Below are 18,946 nucleotides of genomic sequence, written 5' to 3'. Positions count from 1 at the left end.
CCTGTCGTTCATTGGATCGCCGTGCCCTTGAACAGGGCCGGGGTATGCAATCCGTAGGGCAGCTTCAAGGATTGTTCGTAATAGAAATCCGGCTGGAACTGCTTGTCCTTCCATTCATAAAGGGCCGGCTTGGGGTCTATTTCTTCATACTCGATGACGGACATGATGCCGCCCATCGGTTTTTCGCCGTTGACCGTGTGCGAGTCGACATGGTCATGAACCATCCACAGACCAGGGTTGTCGGCCTCGAAGATGAGGTCATAACGCTCACCCGGCCCGACCATGATGGTGTCGGCGTCGTAGGGCGCCGGCAGCGCGTGACCGTCCTTGAACGCGACCTTGAAAACGTGCCCGTGGATGTGGATGGAATGGATGAGCTCGCCCGCGCCTATCAGGCGCACACGCAGCACATCGCCTTTCTTGACGCGCAGCGGCTGGGTTTCGGGATAAGCCTTGCCGTTGATGGTGAAGTAGTTGAAGACGTCGCCCGGCACACCGCCGTAACCCGGCTTGTCCGCCCACTTTCCGTCCCAGTCCGAAAGCATGAGGATGAAGTCGCGGGTGACGGTTTTCTCCAGCGGCGTCGGCTCGCGCGGGTCGATGATGAATGGCCCCCACATGCCGCGCATGGCGACGTGTTCGTTGACGTTGACATGGCAGTGGTACCACATGGTGCCGGCGGGCGCGGCGGCAAAGTGATACGTGAAATCCTCGCCCGGCTTGATCGCTTCCTGGGTAACGCCCGGCACGCCGTCGTTCTGCCAGGTGCCGCGCTGGAGCAGGCCGTGCCAGTGAATGGTGTGGGGTAAGGAAGTCAGGTTCATGACCTTGACCGTGATGTCGTCACCCTCCTTGACGTGGATGAGCGGTCCCGGCACCTGGCCATTGAAGGCGAAGGTATGAAAGTCCTGTTTGTCGACCAGCGTCATGCGCGTGTCTTCGATGGTCATCTCGAACTCGCGCGTTTCGGCCAGCGCCGCGCCGCCGGCGAGCAGGCCGGCGAGATACAAGGCACCTGCCCGCACGACGCGTGCGCACAATGTTTTTCGTTTCACCTGACCGGCAGTTTTCTTGGCGTGATGCGGCAACATACGGTGTTGTCCTTGCACTGGTTTGAGTCGAGGGAGTAAATCAATCGCGAGTCGCGGTGATCGAGGCACGCGGATGCTTGTGCACGGCCTCTTCCCGGTAGATGGGAATGCGCTGCGGGGATTCGATGCCGATGCGCACGTGCCGGCCCGAGACGCCGAGTATGGTGATTGCGACGTTTTCCCCGACCAGCAATTTCTCGCCAATCTTCCTCGACAAAAGCAGCATGGGCTTTCTCCGCTGGTGGGCACGGGTGAGTGCGTGCCGTCGCTATTAAAGATGGACGATATATCTATCTTTTAGCGCAACGCATTTCAAGCTTTTTTAAATTGAGGAAATTTGACGCGCAGGCAGGTGCTGAGCGAACACGCTCTTGGATGAGTTCGAGGCAGGTCATGTATGCGTGCAACGGGACTGCGCGCACGGTCGAGGCCCTGCATCAAGCGCGGCAAGCGTGCGAAGGCGATCACTCGGCGATGGGACTATCCGACCAACAACGCCTTGAAGGCTTGATACCTGGACCACCAACAGCGAGGCAATCTTGCGTAGGAATTTCACCGTGCGCAGAGCTACGGCCAATCTGATCAATCACGGTTCCTGGTCAGCCGTGCCGGATCAGAAGTGTCTCACCGACAACATCGACCGCTTCGACACTCTGGTCTTCAGCGGGTCGCTGGGACCGAGTCCCTACGCTGCACTCGTGAACACGATGATCGACATGGCCATCGAGACGTCGCCAACGGCCCTGACCGCCCCGTCGTGCATTCAGATCGTGGCGCCAATGTCGATGGCCGGCCTGGCTGTCTCGAATTGATGATGCAGGTTTGACCCGCTCGATGTCCCGCAATGCCTGCCGCCGAAGCAAGGCAACCGGTGACGGCTTCTTCGGCCGCTTGGAGAACGAGCTCTTCCGCCAAAGGGGGCTGGCGCAGTACGCCGCCCTTGCTATTTTTTCGGCAATCTCGGACGTCGCTGGATGGTCTGGAAAGGTGGGATGGTGCCGGAAAGAGGAATCGAACCCCCGACCTTCGCATTACGAATGCGCTGCTCTACCAACTGAGCTACTCCGGCAGCGGAGCGAGGTGCCTTGAGGCACTTGATCCGCGCGGCCTTGGGCCGGGTCGCGGACGGGGCGCAATCATCGCAATGCAACACCCGGCCGTCAATGCGGGCGACGCGATGAATCGGCAAATTTTGCCTCAGGATTGATTGCGGACGCGGATCACGATGTCGACGCTGTCGGTGCGGGTACCGGCCGGCGCGGCGGGCAACTGGTCGATGACCACTTCGCCCGAGGCGACGTCCAGCAAGGTGCCATCGTCGATATTGAAAAAATGATGATGGGGCGAGGTGTTCGAGTCGTAGAAGACCTTGGTCGCATCGACCATCACTTCACGCACCAGTTCGCGCTCGGCGAACAGGCCAAGGGTGTTGTAGACCGTGGCCTTGGACACCGATGCGTCGCTGCCGGACAGGCGCGCCAGCACCTGGTCGGCCGACAGGTGCTGGGTGCGTTCCAGCACCAGTGCCGCCACCTCGACACGCTGCGGCGTCGGCGAAATGCCGAAGCGGAGCAGCGTGGCCGGGATGTCCTCGCGGGCGATCGGCGGCATGAGGGGGTTCTGAGACATGGCGGCAGTATACCCGGCATTTAGACCCTGTCTAGAACAAACAAGAATAATTGTCATTTAGAAACGATGGCGGCCGACGCCGCGCACCGCCGTGATTGAGGTCCGTGCACGCCACCTGTGAGGCATTTCACACCTGGCGGCGGCGCGTCGCCGCTCACGGTGCGAATTGCCACGTTCATCGGATACGGGATGAAAAGCCCTTCCACGGTGACGATACTCCCGGCATGAAAAGACAAAGCGGCTTCAACATCATCGAGCTCATGATCACGGTCGCGGTGTTCGGAGTGTTGCTTGGGGTCGGCGTGCCCGGCATTCAGGCCTACATCTACAACAGCCGCCTGACCACCCAGATCAACAGCTTCTCCACCACCCTGAACCACGCCCGCAGCGAGGCCATCAAGCTCAACGCGCGGGCGGTGGTGTGCCTGTCCAGCAACGGCACGAGCTGCGATGGCTACAGCAGCGGCCAGCCGTGGAGCAAGGGCTGGATCCTGTTCATTGACCGAAATAATGACAGCGACATCGATAGCGGCGGAAGCGGGGTGGACGATTGCGCGCAGGACGCCACCACCGACTGCGTGGTATCGGTGCTGCCGGCATTCGTCGGCACCAACGTGCTGACGCCGGCGGACAGCGTCAAGGACATCATCGCCTTCGTCGGCGACGGCTCGGTCCGCTGCAACACCAATGCCGACATCGCCACGCTCGAAACCTGCCCCCGTGCCACGAGCTTTTTCACGCTGTGCGATTTCCGTGGCGCCGCCTATGCCAAGGGCGTTGCCGTGAGTACCACCGGACGCGTGTCGTCCATAGACAAGCAACCGAACGGGAGCGCCTTCACATGTCCGTGATGCGTCGAGCGCAGGGCTTCACCCTGGTAGAAATCCTGATCGCCGTGGTGATCTTCTCCATCGGCCTGTTGGGCATCGCCGGACTGCAGGTGGCCGGCATGCGCTTCACCCACGGTTCGCAGTTGCGCACCATCGCGGTCAGCCAGGTGGAATCGATGGCCGACCTCATGCGTGCCAACCCCTACGCCGTGCAAAAGGGCTTGTACAACGTCAAGGACACCTCGATTCCGACCACAACGACGCCCGATTGCGCGACCCTGGAATGCACCTCGATCGAGCGCGCCGCCTATGACCTCAAGACCTGGAACTACCACCAGGACAACGCGCCGGTGCAGTCCAACCAGGACGCCCTGCCGCTCGGCGATGGCGTGGTGTGTCGCGACGCCACTCCCAATGACGGTGCCTCCGGCGCCTGGGCGTGCGACAACACCGGCGACGTCTACGCGATCAAAGTGCAGTGGCAGGAGCGCACCGTGGGCGACGACGACGTCGGCAAGTCGGGCAAGTCCGACGCCAACAAATTCACCCAGCGTTTCGTCATGACGGTCGTACCCGTCATCGACAGTGCGGAATGATGCGACGACTACGGACCACAATCATGAGCAACACGCGTTTAGGTCACCAATCCGGTATGACACTGGTCGAGGTGATGGTGTCCATCACCGTCGGCCTCATCCTGTTGTCCGGTGTCATCAGCATCTTCTCCAGCAACAAGCTCGCCTACCGCCTGCAGGAAAGCACCAACGTGCTGGACGAAAATGCGCGCTACGCCCTCAACCAGATCCAGTACCACCTGCGCATGGGTGACCACTGGGGCGGTGTGGAACCGGACCGTATCACCAAGGACGCGACGCTCGCCGCCCTGCCCATCGCCTCGACGCTGTGCACGCAGTCGATCGCCGTGTCCAACGTCGGCTTTTTCGCCCTGGAAGGCGCCGCCAGCTCACCTCTGAGCTGTATTCCTGCCGGTGACTACAAACCCAATACCGACGTGCTTGTCGTTCGCTACGCCGGGCCGGACCGCACTCCGTCGGCCGCCATCGTCGCGGGGGATGTCTACCTGCGCACCCGCGTCGGCGCCGAGGGCGTGTTGTTCAAGGGCAGCAGCCTGACTTCGCTGCCGAGCACGATCTACGAAACTCCCGAGCCGATCTACCAAGCCAACTGGCACGTGATGACGGTGATCTATTTCATCCGCAATTGCGCGTCCCAGGATCTCGGTACGGCCGGCGTATGCGACGCCGCGGACGACTCCACGCCCACCCTCACGCGCCTGGTGTTGAGCGGCACCTCGCTGGTGCAGGAAGACGTGGTGTCCGGCGTCGAGCAGTTGCAGGCAACCTTCGGCAAGTTGAGCGACGCGGCGGTGCCGAAGATCCAGTACTACGCGGCGTCGTCGATTGCCGCCGCCGACTGGCCGCGCATCGTCAATGTGCAGGTGTCGCTCATCGTGCGCGGCACCGAGTACGACGTCACCCACACCGACAACCGCAGCTTCAAGCTCTACGGCAATTTCGATTACACGCCGGTCGCCGCCGATCGCCACTACGGCCGCAAACAGTACAACTTCTCGGTCCAGATCCGTAACACCACGCGAGGATAAGCGATGAAAAGTCACCGTCGTTCGCCGCGTCGCGCCACCCAGAAAGGTATTGCGCTGGTCATCACGCTGGTGCTGCTGCTGGTCATGACCATGATCGCGGTGGTCGCCATGCGCACCACCACGGTCGATCTCAAGATGACCACCAACACCGTGCTGCTGCGCCGAGCCTTTCAGAATTCCGAGGGCGCACGCACCGCCATCGGCGACGTGCTGTCCCAGCACATGTATAACGGCGGCTGGCCGCCCTCGCTGGGCGGCGTCGGTCAAAAGGAATACGACATTCCAGCCGACGTGTTTCCGGTCGACTGGGCCGTGCACTTCGACACCAACGAGAACGGCACGCTCGACGGCGTGGGGCCGCCAACTTTCACGCGCGACCCCGACATCCGCTTCAAGCACGATCTCAATAACGACAACGTGGTGGACACCAACGACATGTTCGCCAACATCTGGGTGACCTACCTGCAGACGCGCCTGGTGGAAGGCGGCAGCGCGCAGGTCGGTGCCGGCACCACCGGCGCCGGCGCCAGCAACGGCAATGCCCTGACCTTCCTGGATCTGCGCTCGCGTGGCGCCGCCCCCGGCAACGCACAACTCATTACCGGCGCGGAATACCGTGCGCTGGTGAGGTGACGGCCGAGCCGTCGAAACGAGGACTTCATGATGAGCAACAGTACGAAGACGATTTCGGGCCGCCTTGCGCGCGTGGTACACGGCCTGTTCCTGAGCCTGGCGTTCCTGCCCGCGATGCTGTCATTGGACGTGCGCGCCGCGCAGATCTCGGGTGCGCTGATGTCCAACTACGCGGCCAGCCCGATCTCGGCGGTCGCCCAGATCACGCCGCTGGTGATGCTGTCGATGTCGCGCGACCACCAGTATTTCTTCAAGGCCTATAACGATTTTTCGGACGTCGACGCCGATGGCGTGACGGAAACCACCTACGACGACACTTTCGAATACTACGGTTACTTCCACTCGCGCCTGTGCTACGAGTACAGCGACACCAACCAGCGCTTCCAGCCGACCGGCCACACCGATAGCGGCGACAACAAGCACTACTGCGTGGGCGACCAGGACGACAAGTTCAGCGGCAATTTTTTGAACTGGGCGACCATGACGCGCATGGACATCGTGCGCAAGCTGCTCTACGGCGGCATGCGTTCCACCGATGACGCCAGCAGCACGGTGCTCGAACGTGCACACCTGCCGACCGACGCGCATAGCTTCACCAAGTATTACAACCTGGAGGATCTGGACAAGCTCACGCCGTTCGACAGCCAGATGACGGACAAGAGCAACGGTGGCAACGACAACGGCTACGACGACGCCGGCGAAGGCATCACCATCTGCAATACCAGCTACGATGGCTCGACCGCTGTATCACAGAATTCGACCTCGCTGCCAACCATGCGCATCGTGTTCGGCAATCGCCAGCTGTGGGCCGCCAACGAACGCTGGCAGTGCACCTGGGAGAGTGAACACGGCGACAACGCCAACAGCAACAACTCCGCGCAGTCGGGCCTGGACTCGGTATCCAGCGACCCGCCGAACTCCCTGCGTCTGCTGACCGCCGGCAGCAGCCCGGAACGCATCGTGCGCGTGGTGGTGTGCGACTCGACCTACTTCGATGCGTCGCAAAACCGCGAGAACTGCCAGTCCTATCCGAGCGGCAACCGCAAGCCGACCGGCCTCTTGCAGCGCTACGGTGAAACCGGCCTCATCAAGTTCGGCCTGGTGACCGGCAGTTGGAGCAAGAACATTTCCGGCGGTGCGCTGCGCAAGGCCGTCGGCGACATGAACGACGAGATCAACAGCACTACCGACGGCACCTTCAAGGCCGCGCCTTCAACCGGCGGCATCATCAACACCCTCAACATCATGCGCATGTGGGGTTACCGCTACGGCGACGGCACCTACTTTGGCGCAACCGCCAGCGGCTCCGATGACTGCGGCTTCCAGCAGGCCGCCATCACCCAGGGCAAGTGCCGGTCATGGGGCAACCCGATGTCGGAGATTTACCTCGAGACCCTGCGCTATTTCGCGGTCAGCACCTCGCGCGCGCCGACCTCGGCCTTCGACCCGTCCGATACCGGCACCTTCCCGGGCATGACGGACGTCGCCTGGACTACCGATCCCTTGAACGCCAACAACGCCTGCGCGTCCTTGAACATCATTGCCTTCAACGCCAGCGTCAGCACCTACGACAACGATCAGACCACCAGCAGCATCTTCGGCTCGACCACGCCGGCGGCGGAGACCAAGTTGATCGGCGACGACGAAGGCATCACCGGCAACAACTACTTCTCCGGCCGTGCGGGCACCACCATCGACGAGTTCTGCACGCAGAAGACCGTCTCCGATCTCGGCACGGTATTTGGCATCTGCCCCGAGGCGCCCACCGGTGTCGGCTCCTACCACATGGCCGGCATGGCGTGGTACGCGCACACCCACGACATGCGCTCCGACCTGGCCAACAACCAGAAGATCAACACCTATGGCGTGGCGCTGGCCACCTCGGTGCCGACCATAGAAATCCCCATCGGCCCGGACGGCACCTCCAAGAAGGTGCGCGTATTGCCGGCCTACCGCCTGATCTTCAACAACGGCGGCGGTACCCTGGTCGACTTCAAGGTGGTGCGTAAACACACCGAGGTCGATCCGACCGACCGGGCCGGCGCTGGGCTGCCCAATACCACTCCCGACGGTACCGCCGACATCGACACCGCCACCGGCGTGCCGAGCGTGAACTTCCCGGTGGAGAAATCCGGTACCGGCATCTTCCACGGCAAGTTCTACATCAACTGGGAAGACTCCGAGGAAGGCGGCGACTTCGACCAGGACATGTGGGGCACGCTGGACTACGTGGTCAACACCAACGTCGCGCCCGCCACGGTCACCATCACCACCAAGGCCGTCGCACAGTCGACCGCCAACGGCCAGTTGTTCGGCTTCATCATCAGCGGCACGACCCTGAACGGCTTCCACGCCTATTCCGGCATCCTCGGCGCCAACTACGTCGACGCCTCCGGCGTGCTCGGTTGCACCAATTGCCGCGCCTTGTCCGAAACCGGCGGCCAGCGTGGCGCGCAGTCCTATACGTTCACAGTCTCCAATTCGACGACCGCCGACCTTCTCGAGAACCCGCTGCTGTACGCGGCCAAGTGGGGCGGCTTCACCGACGAGGATGGCAATGACAAGCCGAATCTCGACAAGGAATGGGACGTACGCGACAGTCATGGCACCGAAGTCGAGGGCGGCGACGGCTTGCCGGACAACTACTTCTTCGTGTCCAACCCCGGCGCACTGGAAGCGGCCTTGACCACGGTGTTCGAAAACATCATCGAACGCGTGGCGTCCGGTTCCGCGGCGGCGGTGGTCGCCAATAACCAGGAAGGCGTGGGCGCGGTGTTCCAGGCGGTCTACGATCCGTTCAAGGCGGATGCGACAGCGGCAAAGAACAAGGCGGAATGGGTGGGCACGCTCAATTCGCTGTTCATCGACAGCTTCGGCCTGCTGCGTGAGGACGGCGACCAGGACGGCGTACTCGATGGCTACCAGACCGATCCGGTGATCGAGATCTTCTTCAACAAGAACGAGAAACGCGCCATGCTGCGCCGCTTTTCGTCCAGCGAGCAGGACGTGCTCAAGATCTCCGATTTCAACCCGACGCCGGTCGAGCTGAAGACGCTCGAACCGCTGTGGAACGCACGCGAGAAGCTGTCGGATCTCAACGCCAGCACCATCGTCAACCAGCGCGACTACGACGTGGCGGTGAGCAGCGAGGCCAATCACGGTCGCCATATCCTGACCTGGATAGACAGCAACCTGGACAACATCGTGGCGACCGATGGCTCGGAAACCAAGTCCTTCGATGCCAGCACGCTGGGCTCGTCCAACCGCTGGCGCTGGCTCGACGAGAGCGATCTCGCGACCGCGCAAAAACTCATCAACTGGGTGCGCGGCAAGGAGACCACCGGCATGCGCAACCGCACGCTGGACTACGACGGCGACAACAAGGCGGGGGTGGCGGAGATGCCGTCCGGGGAACCGGAGGTCATGCGCCTCGGCGACATCGTCGATTCGTCGCCGATTTCGGTGTCGGCGCCGGTGGATGCCTACGACCGTCTGTCACAGGACCAGTCCTATCGCACCTTCCGCAATCACTATCGCGAGCGCCGCCAGGTGGTCTATGTCGGTGCCAACGACGGCATGATCCACGCGTTCAACGCTGGCTTCTTCGACGATGCGACCAAGGACGCCGACGGCAAGGTGATCCGGCGCTTCAAGCTGAGCAAGAATGGCGCCGTATCCCATCCGCTCGGCGCAGAGCTGTGGGCCTACATCCCCAAGAACCTGCTGCCGCACCTGCAGTGGGGCGCGCGCACCGACTACAACCATGTGTTCACCATGGATCAGACGCCGCGCATCTTCGACGCCAAGATCTTCGCCGACGACACCGATCATCCCGGCGGCTGGGGTACGGTGCTGGTGCAGGGCATGCGTCTCGGCGGCGGCTCCGACGCCACCAAGATTTCCATCGACGTCAATGCGGACAGCGCCATCGCCACCAATGGCGCGGAAACCGTCAAGTCGGCCTACGTGCTGCTCGACATCACCAATCCCGAAGTGCCGCCCAAGGTGTTGGCTGAACTCAATCCCGATACGCTCAACCTGACGACCTCGGCGCCGACCGTGTTGCCGATCGGCGATCCGATCGAACCGGACGCGGAGTCGGACGTCTCGTCGCCCAATTCCTGGTACCTGATTTTCGGTTCTGGACCGACCGATCTCGGCAGCGGCGCCTCGACGCAGCAGGCACGCTTGTTTGCCTACGACCTGACCAAGCTCGCGAGCGGTCGCGGCTCGCTGAGCACCATCGACGGCGCACGCGTCACGGACGGCCCGTTCGCGTCGGGCTTCGCGCAGCTCAACGAGAACAACACTTTCATCGGTGACCCGGTGGTGCCGGACTTCGATCTCGACATGAAGGGCGAGGCCATCTATTTCGGCACGGTCGGCAACGCCACCGGCAACGTCGGCTCACTATGGCGCCTGGCCGTCGGCGAGAAGGCAACGCCGGCCGATTGGGGCACGCCGTTCAAGCTGTTGGCCGCCAACCAGCCGTTCTTCGCCCAGCCGTCGGTGACTCTCGACAGCCGCCTGCGTACCTGGGTGATCGCCGGCACCGGTCGCGCGCTGGTGGCGGCCGACAAGGCCAGCACCACGCAGCAGACGCTGTATGGCGTGATCGATACCAACCCGCTGACCGGCACCGGCTTCGCCACTTCGACCAATGCCGTCACCATCAGCAGCCTCAAGAACGTCTCCAATGCGCGGGTGCGCGTCAATGGCGACGTCGACCTGAACGGCGATGGCGCCGTCGACACGACCTTCGCCGCCTTGCAGGCGGACGTGCTGGCCGCTGGCGGCTGGAAACGCAACTACTTGCTGCCGGGCGGCACCACGCCGTCCGAACGCAGTCCGGTGCGTTCGACCCTGTTCGGCGGCCTGGTGTTGAACGCGGCGTTCTCGCCCAGCATTCTCCAGTGCACTTCGGAAGGCACCAGCCGCTTGTTCGTGCTGGGCTTCGATACAGGCACCGCCCTGCCGGACGCCAACATCGGTACGCGCGATGCGTTCTGCGGCGGTACCTGCCCGTCGGGTACCGTCAAGGAATCCGCGGACTACACCGACCTCGGTGTCGGCATGGCCTCGGCACCTGCCATCCATTTCGGTCCCGTGATCACGGGCGATGCCGCGACTCTCAACGGCGATGTCGGCATCAGTGGCTCGGTCAACGCCGGCGTCGGCATGGCCACGGCCATCATCAACACCAGCGTGGACGACCAGAGCGCGGTCAACGTCAAGGACCGTGGCGGCATCACCGATGGCGAGATCTCTTGGCGCGAATACCGGAACATTCAATAATGGCCGCGCCTAGCACGGAGAATCCCATGAGCAAACCGCATGCGACGACTGGCGTGGCGTTCAGCGAACGCCAGCGCGGCTTCACATTGATGGAACTGATGATCGTCGTGGTCATCGTCGGCATTCTGTCGGGCGTCGCGTTTCCGGCCTACAAAGCCTATGTCGATCGCGCCAAACGCACCGAGGGCAAAGCCTTCCTGATGGAGATCGCGGGGCGCCAGGAGCGCTACTACTTCGACAACAATTCCTACGCGACAGACGCGCGCAACCTCGGCTATGCCACCACCACGCCCAAGTCGGACGAGAGCCACTACGTGCTCACCAATCCCATCGCGGCGGGTGGCTCGGGCAATATCTCCACCAGCTACCTGCTGAAGATCACGACGGTCAGCCCGTGGAGCGACGACACCTGCGGCACCTACCTGTCGCTCGACTCCAAGGGCGAGCAGGGTAGCGAGACCGGCGACGCGATCTGCTGGTCGAAGTGATGACGATGCGCGTGTTGGCCGGCGCCGCGCTGCTCACGGTATTGGCCGTGAGCGCCAGCGTCGCAACGGCCGAAGTCTACAAATCGGTCGATGAGAACGGTCGCGTGGTGTTTTCGCAAAAGCCGCCGCAAGGCACCAAGTCCGAAGTCATCAAGCCACGCTACAGCAAGCCGCCCACCGCGCCGGCCGGCGGACCGGCGCCATTCGTGCCGCCCGCGCAGCCGGGTGGCATGCCGAACGCGACCGGCGATGCGGGCAAAGCCAAGGAACTGACGCCCGAGCAGAAAGAAGCCAAGCAGAAGAATTGCGAAACCGCGCGTGAGCGCCTGGCGCAGCTGCAGGGACCACGTTCCAACCGTCTGCAATACACCAATGACCAGGGTGAGCGCGCGTATTTCACGCCGGAAGACCTGGAAAAGCACATCACCGACGCGCAGGCCAAGATCGCGGAAAATTGCGCGGGTGACGCGACCGAGGCGCCAGCGCCTTAGTATTTGAAAGGGGCGATGCCGGGCACCGCACGAGGCCGCGCCCGGACGCCAGTGCAGGCAGCGCCTATTCGGCGCCGACGTCCTCCGCCTTGGCGAGTTCGCGCGGCAAGCTGAACACCACTTGCTCCTTGATGCCGGGGATCTCGCTGACCGAGATGCCGCCGCGGTCGCGCAGGGTCTTCACCACCTGCTCCACCAACACCTCGGGCGCCGACGCGCCGGCGGTCACGCCCACGCTCTTCTTGCCGTTCAACCACGCGGTCTGGATCTCATCGGCGCTGTCGATGAGATAGGCCGAGATGCCCTGCTTCTCGGCGATCTCCTTCAGGCGCGTGGAATTGGAACTCGTCTGCGAACCGACCACCAGGATCAGATCGCAGTTCTGCACCATGCGCTTGACGGCGTCCTGGCGGTTCTGCGTCGCGTAGCAGATGTCTTCCTTCTTGGGTCCGACGATTTTCGGAAAACGCTTGCGCAGCGCCTCGATGATCTCTGCGGTGTCGTCCATCGACAGGGTGGTCTGGGTGACGAAGGCCAGGAAGTCGGGGTCCTTGACCTGCATGCGCCGCACATCGTCGACCGATTCGACCAGGTACATGCCGCCACGGCCGTCATCGCCATGGCGATACTGGCCCAGCGTACCTTCCACCTCGGGGTGGCCGGCATGACCAATCAGGATGCATTCGCGTCCTTCGCCCTGGTAGTGGCCGACTTCCATGTGCACCTTGGTGACCAGCGGGCAGATGGCGTCGAAGACCCGCAGCTTGCGACGCGCGGCTTCCTCGCGCACCGCCTTGGCCACGCCATGGGCGCTGAAGATGACAGTTGCGTCGTCGGGCACTTCGTTCAATTCGTCGACGAAGATCGCCCCCTTGGTGCGCAGACCGTCGACCACGTACTTGTTGTGCACCACTTCATGACGCACGTAGACCGGCGCGCCAAACAATTCGAGCGCACGCTCGACGATGCCGATGGCGCGGTCGACACCTGCGCAAAAACCGCGCGGATTGGCCAGATGGATTTGCATGAGTCGGCAGACCTTGAGGAGCTATGGATGCGCGGCATTATACCCGCGGGTCGTGGGATGGCCGAACGCCGTGTGGTTCAGCCGCGCAGCGGCGCGCGCGGCCCCATGCCGGCGCTGCGCAACAACAGCATGAATGCCCCCACGGAAATTGCGGAATCGGCGATATTGAAGGCCGGAAAGGAGTACTGCTGATAGTAGAGCTGGATGAAGTCCACCACGTAGCCGAGCCGCACGCGGTCGACCAGGTTGCCCACCGCGCCGCCCAGGATCAGGACCAGGGCGCACACTTCGAAGCGATCGGAGCGGTCCATGCGCGTCAGCCACCAACCGAGACCGACGGCCACCACCAGCGCTATGGCCGAGAAGAACCAGCGCTGCCAGCCGGCGGCATCGTGCAGCATGCTGAATGCCGCGCCGGTGTTGTGCAAAAGCGTGAGATTGAAGCTCGGCAGCAGCGGGTGAGGGACGCCGTATTCGAGGCCGGCGCTGGCGGCGAACTTGGTCGCCTGGTCGAGACCGCACACGCCGAGTGCCACCGCCAACCACGGCGCGAGCGCCGGCTTATCCGTTTGCAACGGCCAGGATCCCGCGCGCCGATTCGCAATCACGCCCGATTTGCTCCGCCATCGCGGCAAACGAATCGAACTTGATGTCATCGCGAATCTTGTCGATGAATTCGATGCCCACGTACTTGCCGTAGCACTCCTGGTTGTAATCGAAGATATGCACTTCGAGCACGAAGCGCGGGTCGTCGATGGTCGGTCGTGAGCCGACATAGCCGACGCCCGGCAAGGGCTCGACGGCGAGGCCGTGCACTTTCACGGCGAAGATGCCGGTGATGGGGCTCTTGCGCCGATGCAGATCGAGATTGATGGTCGGAAACCCCCATTCGCGACCGCGCTTGTGTCCGTGCACCACGCGGCCCTCGATGATGTAGGGATGACCGAGCATGCGCGTCGCTTCGTGGTAATAGCCCTGGCGCAGCAGGTCGCGCACGTAGGTGCTGCTGATGCGCTTGCCGATGAACAGGAACGGCACCGTCTGTTCCATGGTGAAGTGGTGACGGTCGGCAAGATCCTGCAGCAGGGCGAAATCCCCGCCCCGGCCGCTGCCGAAACGGAAATCGTCACCGATGATGAGCGCCTGGATTCCGAGCTTGCCGACCAGCAGCTCGCCGACGAATCGCTCCGGCGGCATCGATGCCAGATCGCGCGTGAAATGCAGCACCAGCAGCCGATCGACGCCGCGCGCCGCCAGCAGGTGGTACTTCTCGCGCAGGCGCGTGAGGCGGGCCGGCACGCGGCCGCGATCAAAGAACTCGGCCGGCTGCGGCTCGAACAACACCACCATGGTCGGCACGCCGCGCGCCGCGCCGAGTCGCTTCAGGCGCTTGATGATCTCGCCATGGCCGAGATGCACACCATCGAAATTGCCGATGGTCGCCACGCAGCCGTAATGCTCGGGCCGGATGTTGTGGATGCCGCGGATCAGTTGCATGGGCGACGGGCTGAGACCTGGCGTGGGAACGGCGGTTGCGAAGGTCGCATTATACGACGTGCTCCCGCGCTGCCATATCACGGAAACGCAATCCGCCGAGCCACAGGCACGCGAAGTACACCACCGCGCCGGCCAGCACCGCGACGCCGAGCCGCGTGGCGCGCTCGACCATGCTCCAGGCATGCCATTGATCGAATGGCGTGACGATGAGCCACAACACCGCGGACATGGCGACACTCGCGAACGCCACGCGCAGCAGGAACCCGCGCCATGCGGGCCCGGCGTGGTACACCCCGTCGCGCCGCAGGGTCGAATAAAGCATCCACGAATTGATGCAGGCACCCAGCGAGGTCGCCAGCGCCAGGCCTCCATGAGCAAGCGGAAAAACCAGTATTACGTTCATGACACTCGATGAGATCATCGCGATGATGCCGATACGCACCGGCGTACGCGTGTCCTGGCGGGCATAGAAAGCCGGCGCCAGCACCTTGACCAGGATGAAGGGCAACAGACCGAAGGCAAGGGCCACCAGTGCCTGGGCCGACATGTTGACGTCGCGCACGTCCATTTCCCCGTATTGGAACAGGGTGCTGAGCAGTGGCACGGCCAGCACCGCCAGCGCCATGGCCGACGGCACGCCGATCAGGAACACCCAGCGCAGTCCCCAGTCGAGGGTGTCGGCGAAATCCTCGGCACTGCCGGTGGCATGGCGCTTGGATAAGGCCGGCAGGATGACGGTGCTCAAGGCAAGCCCGAATACCCCCAACGGAAATTCACACAGGCGATCGGCGTAGTAGAGCCAGGAGATGCTGCCGGTCTGCAGAAAAGACGCGAGGATGGTGTCCAGCATCATGTTGATCTGGGCAACCGATACGCCGAATATCGCCGGCCCCATGAGCCGCAGGATCTTGCGCACGCCGGCGTCGGCGAACGCGATTACGGGACGCGGCCGGAAGCCCAGGCGCCACAGCCCCGCGTACTGCATGGCCAGTTGCGTGACGCCGCCGGCGATGACGCCGATGGCCAGCCCCATCACCGGCTGCTCAAGGTGCGGCGCCAGCCACACCGCGCCGATGATGAGCGTGATGTTGAGCATCACCGGGCTCAGCGCCGGAATGCCGAAACGCCCGTAGATGTTGGAGACCGAGCCGGCCAGGCCGCTCAGGGAAATGAACAACAGGTAGGGAAAGGTGACACGCAACAGGCTCGCCGACAGTTCGAGCTTGTCGGTCTCGTGCACGAAGCCCGGCGCAAACAGCAGCACGAACACCGGGGCGGCAATCACGCCCAAGGTCACCACGCCCAACACCACCGCTGCCAGGGTGCCGGCGGCGGCATCCACCAGCTGACGGACGGCCTGCTCGCCTTCCTTCTCCCGGCACTCGCTCAGCACCGGCACGAAGGCTTGCGAAAACGCGCCCTCGGCGAACAGGCGGCGGAACAGGTTGGGGATCTTGAAGGCGACGAAGAAGGCGTCGGCGGCCATGCCGGCGCCGAACACGCGCGCCACGATGACGTCGCGCACGAACCCCAGGATCCGCGAGACCAACGTCATCTGACCGACGAGCGCGGTCGAACGCAGCAGATTGGAGCTCAGAGCGGGTTCCTGAAGTGGCGGCCGCGGGCCAGGAGCGCGGGATTATACGCACTCGCGGAGCATTGGACGCGGCGCAGCAGGATTGACAATCCCGGCTCGAGACAGCATAGTGCCGCGCTCTCAAGCCCAGCCGCACGGAGATCAGGTCCCTTGGCAAATTCCGCTCAAGCGCGCAAGCGCGCACGTCAGTCCGAGAAGCGTCGCCAGCACAACGCCAGCCGCCGTTCCCTGCTGCGTACCCGTATCAAGCAAGTCATCAAGGCCATCGAGTCGGGTGACAAGGCCGCCGCCCTGGCAGCCTATGGCAAAGCCGTGCCGACCATCGACCGCATGGCCGGCACCGACATCATTCACAAGCACAAGGCTGCCCGCCACAAGTCGCGACTGAATGCACGCATCAAGGCAATGGCCTGACAGGTCCTTCCGCCCTTGCGCACGAAAGCCGGCCCAGTGCCGGCTTTTTTGTGTCAGGCGCGGCTGTCGGCCAGCAGGTTGTCGCGGTGGATCAATTCCGCTTCGCGACAGAAACCCAGCACCGCTTCGATTTGATCGGACGGCAAGCCGGCAATCTGGCGACATTCGCCGGATGAGTAGTTGACCAGGCCGCGCCCGACTTCGACCCCGCCCTGGTCTTCCAGCACCACCAGTTCCCCGCGCGAAAACTCGCCGTTGACGTTGGTCACGCCCACCGCCAGCAGGCTCTTGCCTTGTTCGAGCAGGGCGCGGCACGCGCCGCTGTCGAGGCGCAAGCTGCCGCGGGCACGGATGGTGCCGCCCAGCCATTGCTTGCGCGCGCTGACCTTTTCGTCCTTGGAGTAAAGCAGCGTACCCACCGGGCGGCCGGCGGCGATGTCACGCAGTACGTTCGGCGCGTGGCCGGAGGCGATGATGGTGGTGGTGGCGGAACGCGCGGCGAGACGCCCGGCGCGCAGCTTGGTGCGCATGCCGCCGCGTCCCCAGGCGCCACCACCGCCGGCCACCGCTTCGAGCTCCGGCGAATTGGCCGGCGCGTGCTCGATGAGACGCGCGGTCGGATCGCTGCGCGGGTCGGCCGTCATGATGCCGGCTTGGTCAGTGAGGATGACCAGCACGTCGGCCTCGATCAAATTGCTGACCAGGCCCGCCAGGGTGTCATTGTCACCGAGGCTGATTTCCTCGGTTGCCACCGTGTCGTTTTCGTTGATGACGGGAAACACGCCCAGTTCGAGCAGGGTCCACAGCGTGCTGCGTGAATTGAGATAGCGCTGGCGATCGGACAGGTCATCGTGGGTGAGCAGCACCTGGGCGGCACGCTTGCCGAATTTCTCGTAGGCCTGGTCCCAGCCACGCACCAGTCCCATCTGGCCGATGGCAGCCGCCGCCTGGAGTTGCGGCAAGGCGCTCGGCCGCTGCTTCCAACCGAGCCGCGCGGCGCCCTCGGCCACCGCGCCCGAGGTCACGACCACCACCTGGCGGCCGGCATTCTGCAGTTCGACCATCTGCTCGGCCCAGCCTTCGATGGCCGGCAGGTTGAGGCCCACGCCCTGGTTGGTGGCCAGCGCGCTGCCGATTTTCACCACCCAGCGGCGACCCTCTGCCACGCTGTCGCGCAATGCCTGCGCGTCAGTCATCGGCGCCTGCGTCATGCTCGTCATCCTCGTCGTACTGCTGGTCAAAATCCTCGAGGTCGTCGTCCTCGTCCGGGCGTGTGCCCAGCCAGTGGAAGATGGCCCACATCAACTCGTCGCAACCAAGCCCGGTGGCAGCCGAAATGCGATGCACCGGGCCGTCCCAGCCATGCTCGCGCAGACGCGCTTCTACTTCGTCGGCGATGGCGTCATCGACCACGTCCATCTTGTTCAGCACCACCCAGCGCGGTCGCGTGGCGAGTTCTTCGTCGAAGGCTTCGAGCTCGGCCGAGATGGTTTCGAAATCGACCAGCGGGTCGCGCTCCGGGTCGAAGCCCGAAATGTCGAGCAGGTGCAGCAGCAGGCGCGTGCGTTCGAGATGCTTCAGGAAGCGCAGGCCCAGGCCCGCGCCCTCGGCGGCGCCTTCGATGATGCCGGGAATGTCGGCAATCACGAAACTCTGTTCGAGGCCGAGGCGCACCACGCCGAGATTGGGCACCAGCGTCGTGAACGGGTAGTCCGCAACCTTGGGGCGCGCGGCCGACACCGCCCGGATCAAGGTCGACTTGCCGGCATTGGGCAGGCCCAGCAGGCCGACGTCGGCCAGCAGTTTCAACTCCAGGCGCAGGTTGCGCTCTTCACCCGGCGTGCCCGGCGTGGTACGCCGTGGCGCGCGATTGACGCTGCTCTTGAAGCGCGCGTTGCCGAGGCCGTGAAAGCCGCCCTGCGCCACCAGCAGCCGCGTGCCGTGACCGATCAGGTCGCCGATCAATTCTTCGGTATCGGCGTCGTAGACCAGGGTGCCCTCGGGCACTCGCACGACGAGGTCGTCGGCGCTCTTGCCAATGCGATCCGAACCTTGTCCGGCTTGGCCGTGGGCGGCGCGAAACAGGCGCTTGAAGCGGAAATCGACCAGCGTGTTCAAGCCCGAATCGACTTCCAGGTAGACGCTGCCGCCATCGCCGCCGTCGCCACCGTCGGGGCCACCGCGCGGAATGAATTTCTCACGGCGAAAACTCAGGCAGCCGTCACCGCCGTTGCCGGCCTGGACGGTGATCAATGCTTCGTCGACGAATTTCATGGGAGGAGACTGCTGTGGTCCGGCCCTAAACAAAAAACCCCGTCATGGACGGGGTT

The 18,946-nt window shown here is 63.6% G+C and carries 18 protein-coding genes and 1 tRNA gene; 9 read left to right on the top strand and 10 right to left on the bottom strand.

What is annotated here, in order from left to right:
* Positions 1–8: 8 nt before the first annotated feature.
* The gene (locus IPM80_17030; GenBank protein MBK8960063.1) at positions 9–1,091 is read right to left on the bottom strand and encodes a multicopper oxidase domain-containing protein; all 1,083 of its coding nucleotides are present in this window, start codon (positions 1,089–1,091) and stop codon (positions 9–11) included.
* A 40-nt stretch (positions 1,092–1,131) separates the two neighbouring features.
* On the bottom strand, positions 1,132–1,317 hold the full coding sequence (locus IPM80_17025; GenBank protein ID MBK8960062.1) for a carbon storage regulator: 186 nt from the start codon (positions 1,315–1,317) through the stop codon (positions 1,132–1,134).
* A gap of 331 nt (positions 1,318–1,648) precedes the next feature.
* On the opposite strand from IPM80_17025, the gene IPM80_17020 reads away from it, so the two are divergent.
* Positions 1,649–1,903 (top strand): hypothetical protein, encoded by a 255-nt coding sequence (locus IPM80_17020; protein MBK8960061.1) that lies wholly within the window; start codon positions 1,649–1,651, stop codon positions 1,901–1,903.
* A 181-nt stretch (positions 1,904–2,084) separates the two neighbouring features.
* Here IPM80_17020 and IPM80_17015 read toward each other — a convergent pair.
* Together IPM80_17015 and IPM80_17010 are read right to left on the bottom strand one after the other, a co-directional pair.
* A tRNA-Thr gene (locus IPM80_17015) sits at positions 2,085–2,160 on the bottom strand.
* Positions 2,161–2,288: 128 nt separating this feature from the next.
* Positions 2,289–2,720: a transcriptional repressor gene (locus IPM80_17010; GenBank protein ID MBK8960060.1), complete on the bottom strand. Its 432-nt coding sequence runs from the start codon at positions 2,718–2,720 to the stop codon at positions 2,289–2,291.
* A 224-nt stretch (positions 2,721–2,944) separates the two neighbouring features.
* On the opposite strand from IPM80_17010, the gene IPM80_17005 reads away from it, so the two are divergent.
* The 7 genes from IPM80_17005 to IPM80_16975 are packed head-to-tail and all read left to right on the top strand — an operon-like array spanning position 2,945 to position 12,081.
* A complete protein-coding gene (locus IPM80_17005) occupies positions 2,945–3,571 on the top strand; it encodes a GspH/FimT family pseudopilin (protein ID MBK8960059.1) in 627 nt (208 codons plus the stop codon).
* Entirely contained in the window at positions 3,562–4,146 is a 585-nt protein-coding gene (pilV, locus tag IPM80_17000) for a type IV pilus modification protein PilV (protein ID MBK8960058.1), read from the top strand. Before IPM80_17005 ends, pilV begins: the two co-directional genes overlap by 10 nt.
* Positions 4,147–4,169: 23 nt before the next feature.
* Complete coding sequence (locus tag IPM80_16995; protein MBK8960057.1) at positions 4,170–5,174, top strand: PilW family protein; 1,005 nt, start codon at positions 4,170–4,172, stop codon at positions 5,172–5,174.
* Between the two features lie 3 nt (positions 5,175–5,177).
* The gene (locus tag IPM80_16990) at positions 5,178–5,807 is read left to right on the top strand and encodes a hypothetical protein (protein ID MBK8960056.1); all 630 of its coding nucleotides are present in this window, start codon (positions 5,178–5,180) and stop codon (positions 5,805–5,807) included.
* Positions 5,808–5,837: 30 nt separating this feature from the next.
* The gene (locus IPM80_16985; GenBank protein ID MBK8960055.1) at positions 5,838–11,102 is read left to right on the top strand and encodes a hypothetical protein; all 5,265 of its coding nucleotides are present in this window, start codon (positions 5,838–5,840) and stop codon (positions 11,100–11,102) included.
* Between the two features lie 26 nt (positions 11,103–11,128).
* Complete coding sequence (locus tag IPM80_16980; protein MBK8960054.1) at positions 11,129–11,590, top strand: type IV pilin protein; 462 nt, start codon at positions 11,129–11,131, stop codon at positions 11,588–11,590.
* The gene (locus IPM80_16975; protein ID MBK8960053.1) at positions 11,590–12,081 is read left to right on the top strand and encodes a DUF4124 domain-containing protein; all 492 of its coding nucleotides are present in this window, start codon (positions 11,590–11,592) and stop codon (positions 12,079–12,081) included. The genes IPM80_16980 and IPM80_16975 overlap by 1 nt, the downstream gene beginning before the upstream one ends.
* A gap of 64 nt (positions 12,082–12,145) precedes the next feature.
* On the opposite strand, the gene ispH is transcribed toward IPM80_16975, so the two are convergent.
* From ispH to murJ, 4 genes are all read right to left on the bottom strand, one after another.
* Positions 12,146–13,108, bottom strand: coding sequence for a 4-hydroxy-3-methylbut-2-enyl diphosphate reductase (ispH, locus tag IPM80_16970; protein MBK8960052.1), 963 nt, complete (start codon positions 13,106–13,108; stop codon positions 12,146–12,148).
* Positions 13,109–13,185: 77 nt separating this feature from the next.
* A complete protein-coding gene (locus IPM80_16965) occupies positions 13,186–13,764 on the bottom strand; it encodes a lipoprotein signal peptidase (GenBank protein ID MBK8960051.1) in 579 nt (192 codons plus the stop codon).
* The gene (gene ribF / locus IPM80_16960) at positions 13,670–14,605 is read right to left on the bottom strand and encodes a bifunctional riboflavin kinase/FAD synthetase (GenBank protein ID MBK8960050.1); all 936 of its coding nucleotides are present in this window, start codon (positions 14,603–14,605) and stop codon (positions 13,670–13,672) included. The genes IPM80_16965 and ribF overlap by 95 nt, the downstream gene beginning before the upstream one ends.
* A 49-nt stretch (positions 14,606–14,654) precedes the next feature.
* Positions 14,655–16,202, bottom strand: a complete 1,548-nt coding sequence (gene murJ, locus IPM80_16955) for a murein biosynthesis integral membrane protein MurJ (GenBank protein ID MBK8960049.1) — start codon at positions 16,200–16,202, stop codon at positions 14,655–14,657.
* A gap of 150 nt (positions 16,203–16,352) precedes the next feature.
* On the opposite strand from murJ, the gene rpsT reads away from it, so the two are divergent.
* Complete coding sequence (gene rpsT / locus IPM80_16950; GenBank protein ID MBK8960048.1) at positions 16,353–16,616, top strand: 30S ribosomal protein S20; 264 nt, start codon at positions 16,353–16,355, stop codon at positions 16,614–16,616.
* A 53-nt stretch (positions 16,617–16,669) separates the two neighbouring features.
* On the opposite strand, the gene IPM80_16945 is transcribed toward rpsT, so the two are convergent.
* Complete coding sequence (locus tag IPM80_16945; protein ID MBK8960047.1) at positions 16,670–17,827, bottom strand: glutamate 5-kinase; 1,158 nt, start codon at positions 17,825–17,827, stop codon at positions 16,670–16,672.
* Positions 17,805–18,890: a GTPase ObgE gene (obgE, locus tag IPM80_16940; protein ID MBK8960046.1), complete on the bottom strand. Its 1,086-nt coding sequence runs from the start codon at positions 18,888–18,890 to the stop codon at positions 17,805–17,807. Before obgE ends, IPM80_16945 begins: the two co-directional genes overlap by 23 nt.
* Between the last annotated feature and the right edge of the window lie 56 nt (positions 18,891–18,946).

The organism is Pseudomonadota bacterium (genome assembly GCA_016719885.1).
Lineage (GTDB): Bacteria > Pseudomonadota > Gammaproteobacteria.
The sequence above is the reverse complement of the archived record's forward strand: the minus strand, read 5'-3'. Positions and strand labels throughout refer to the sequence as shown.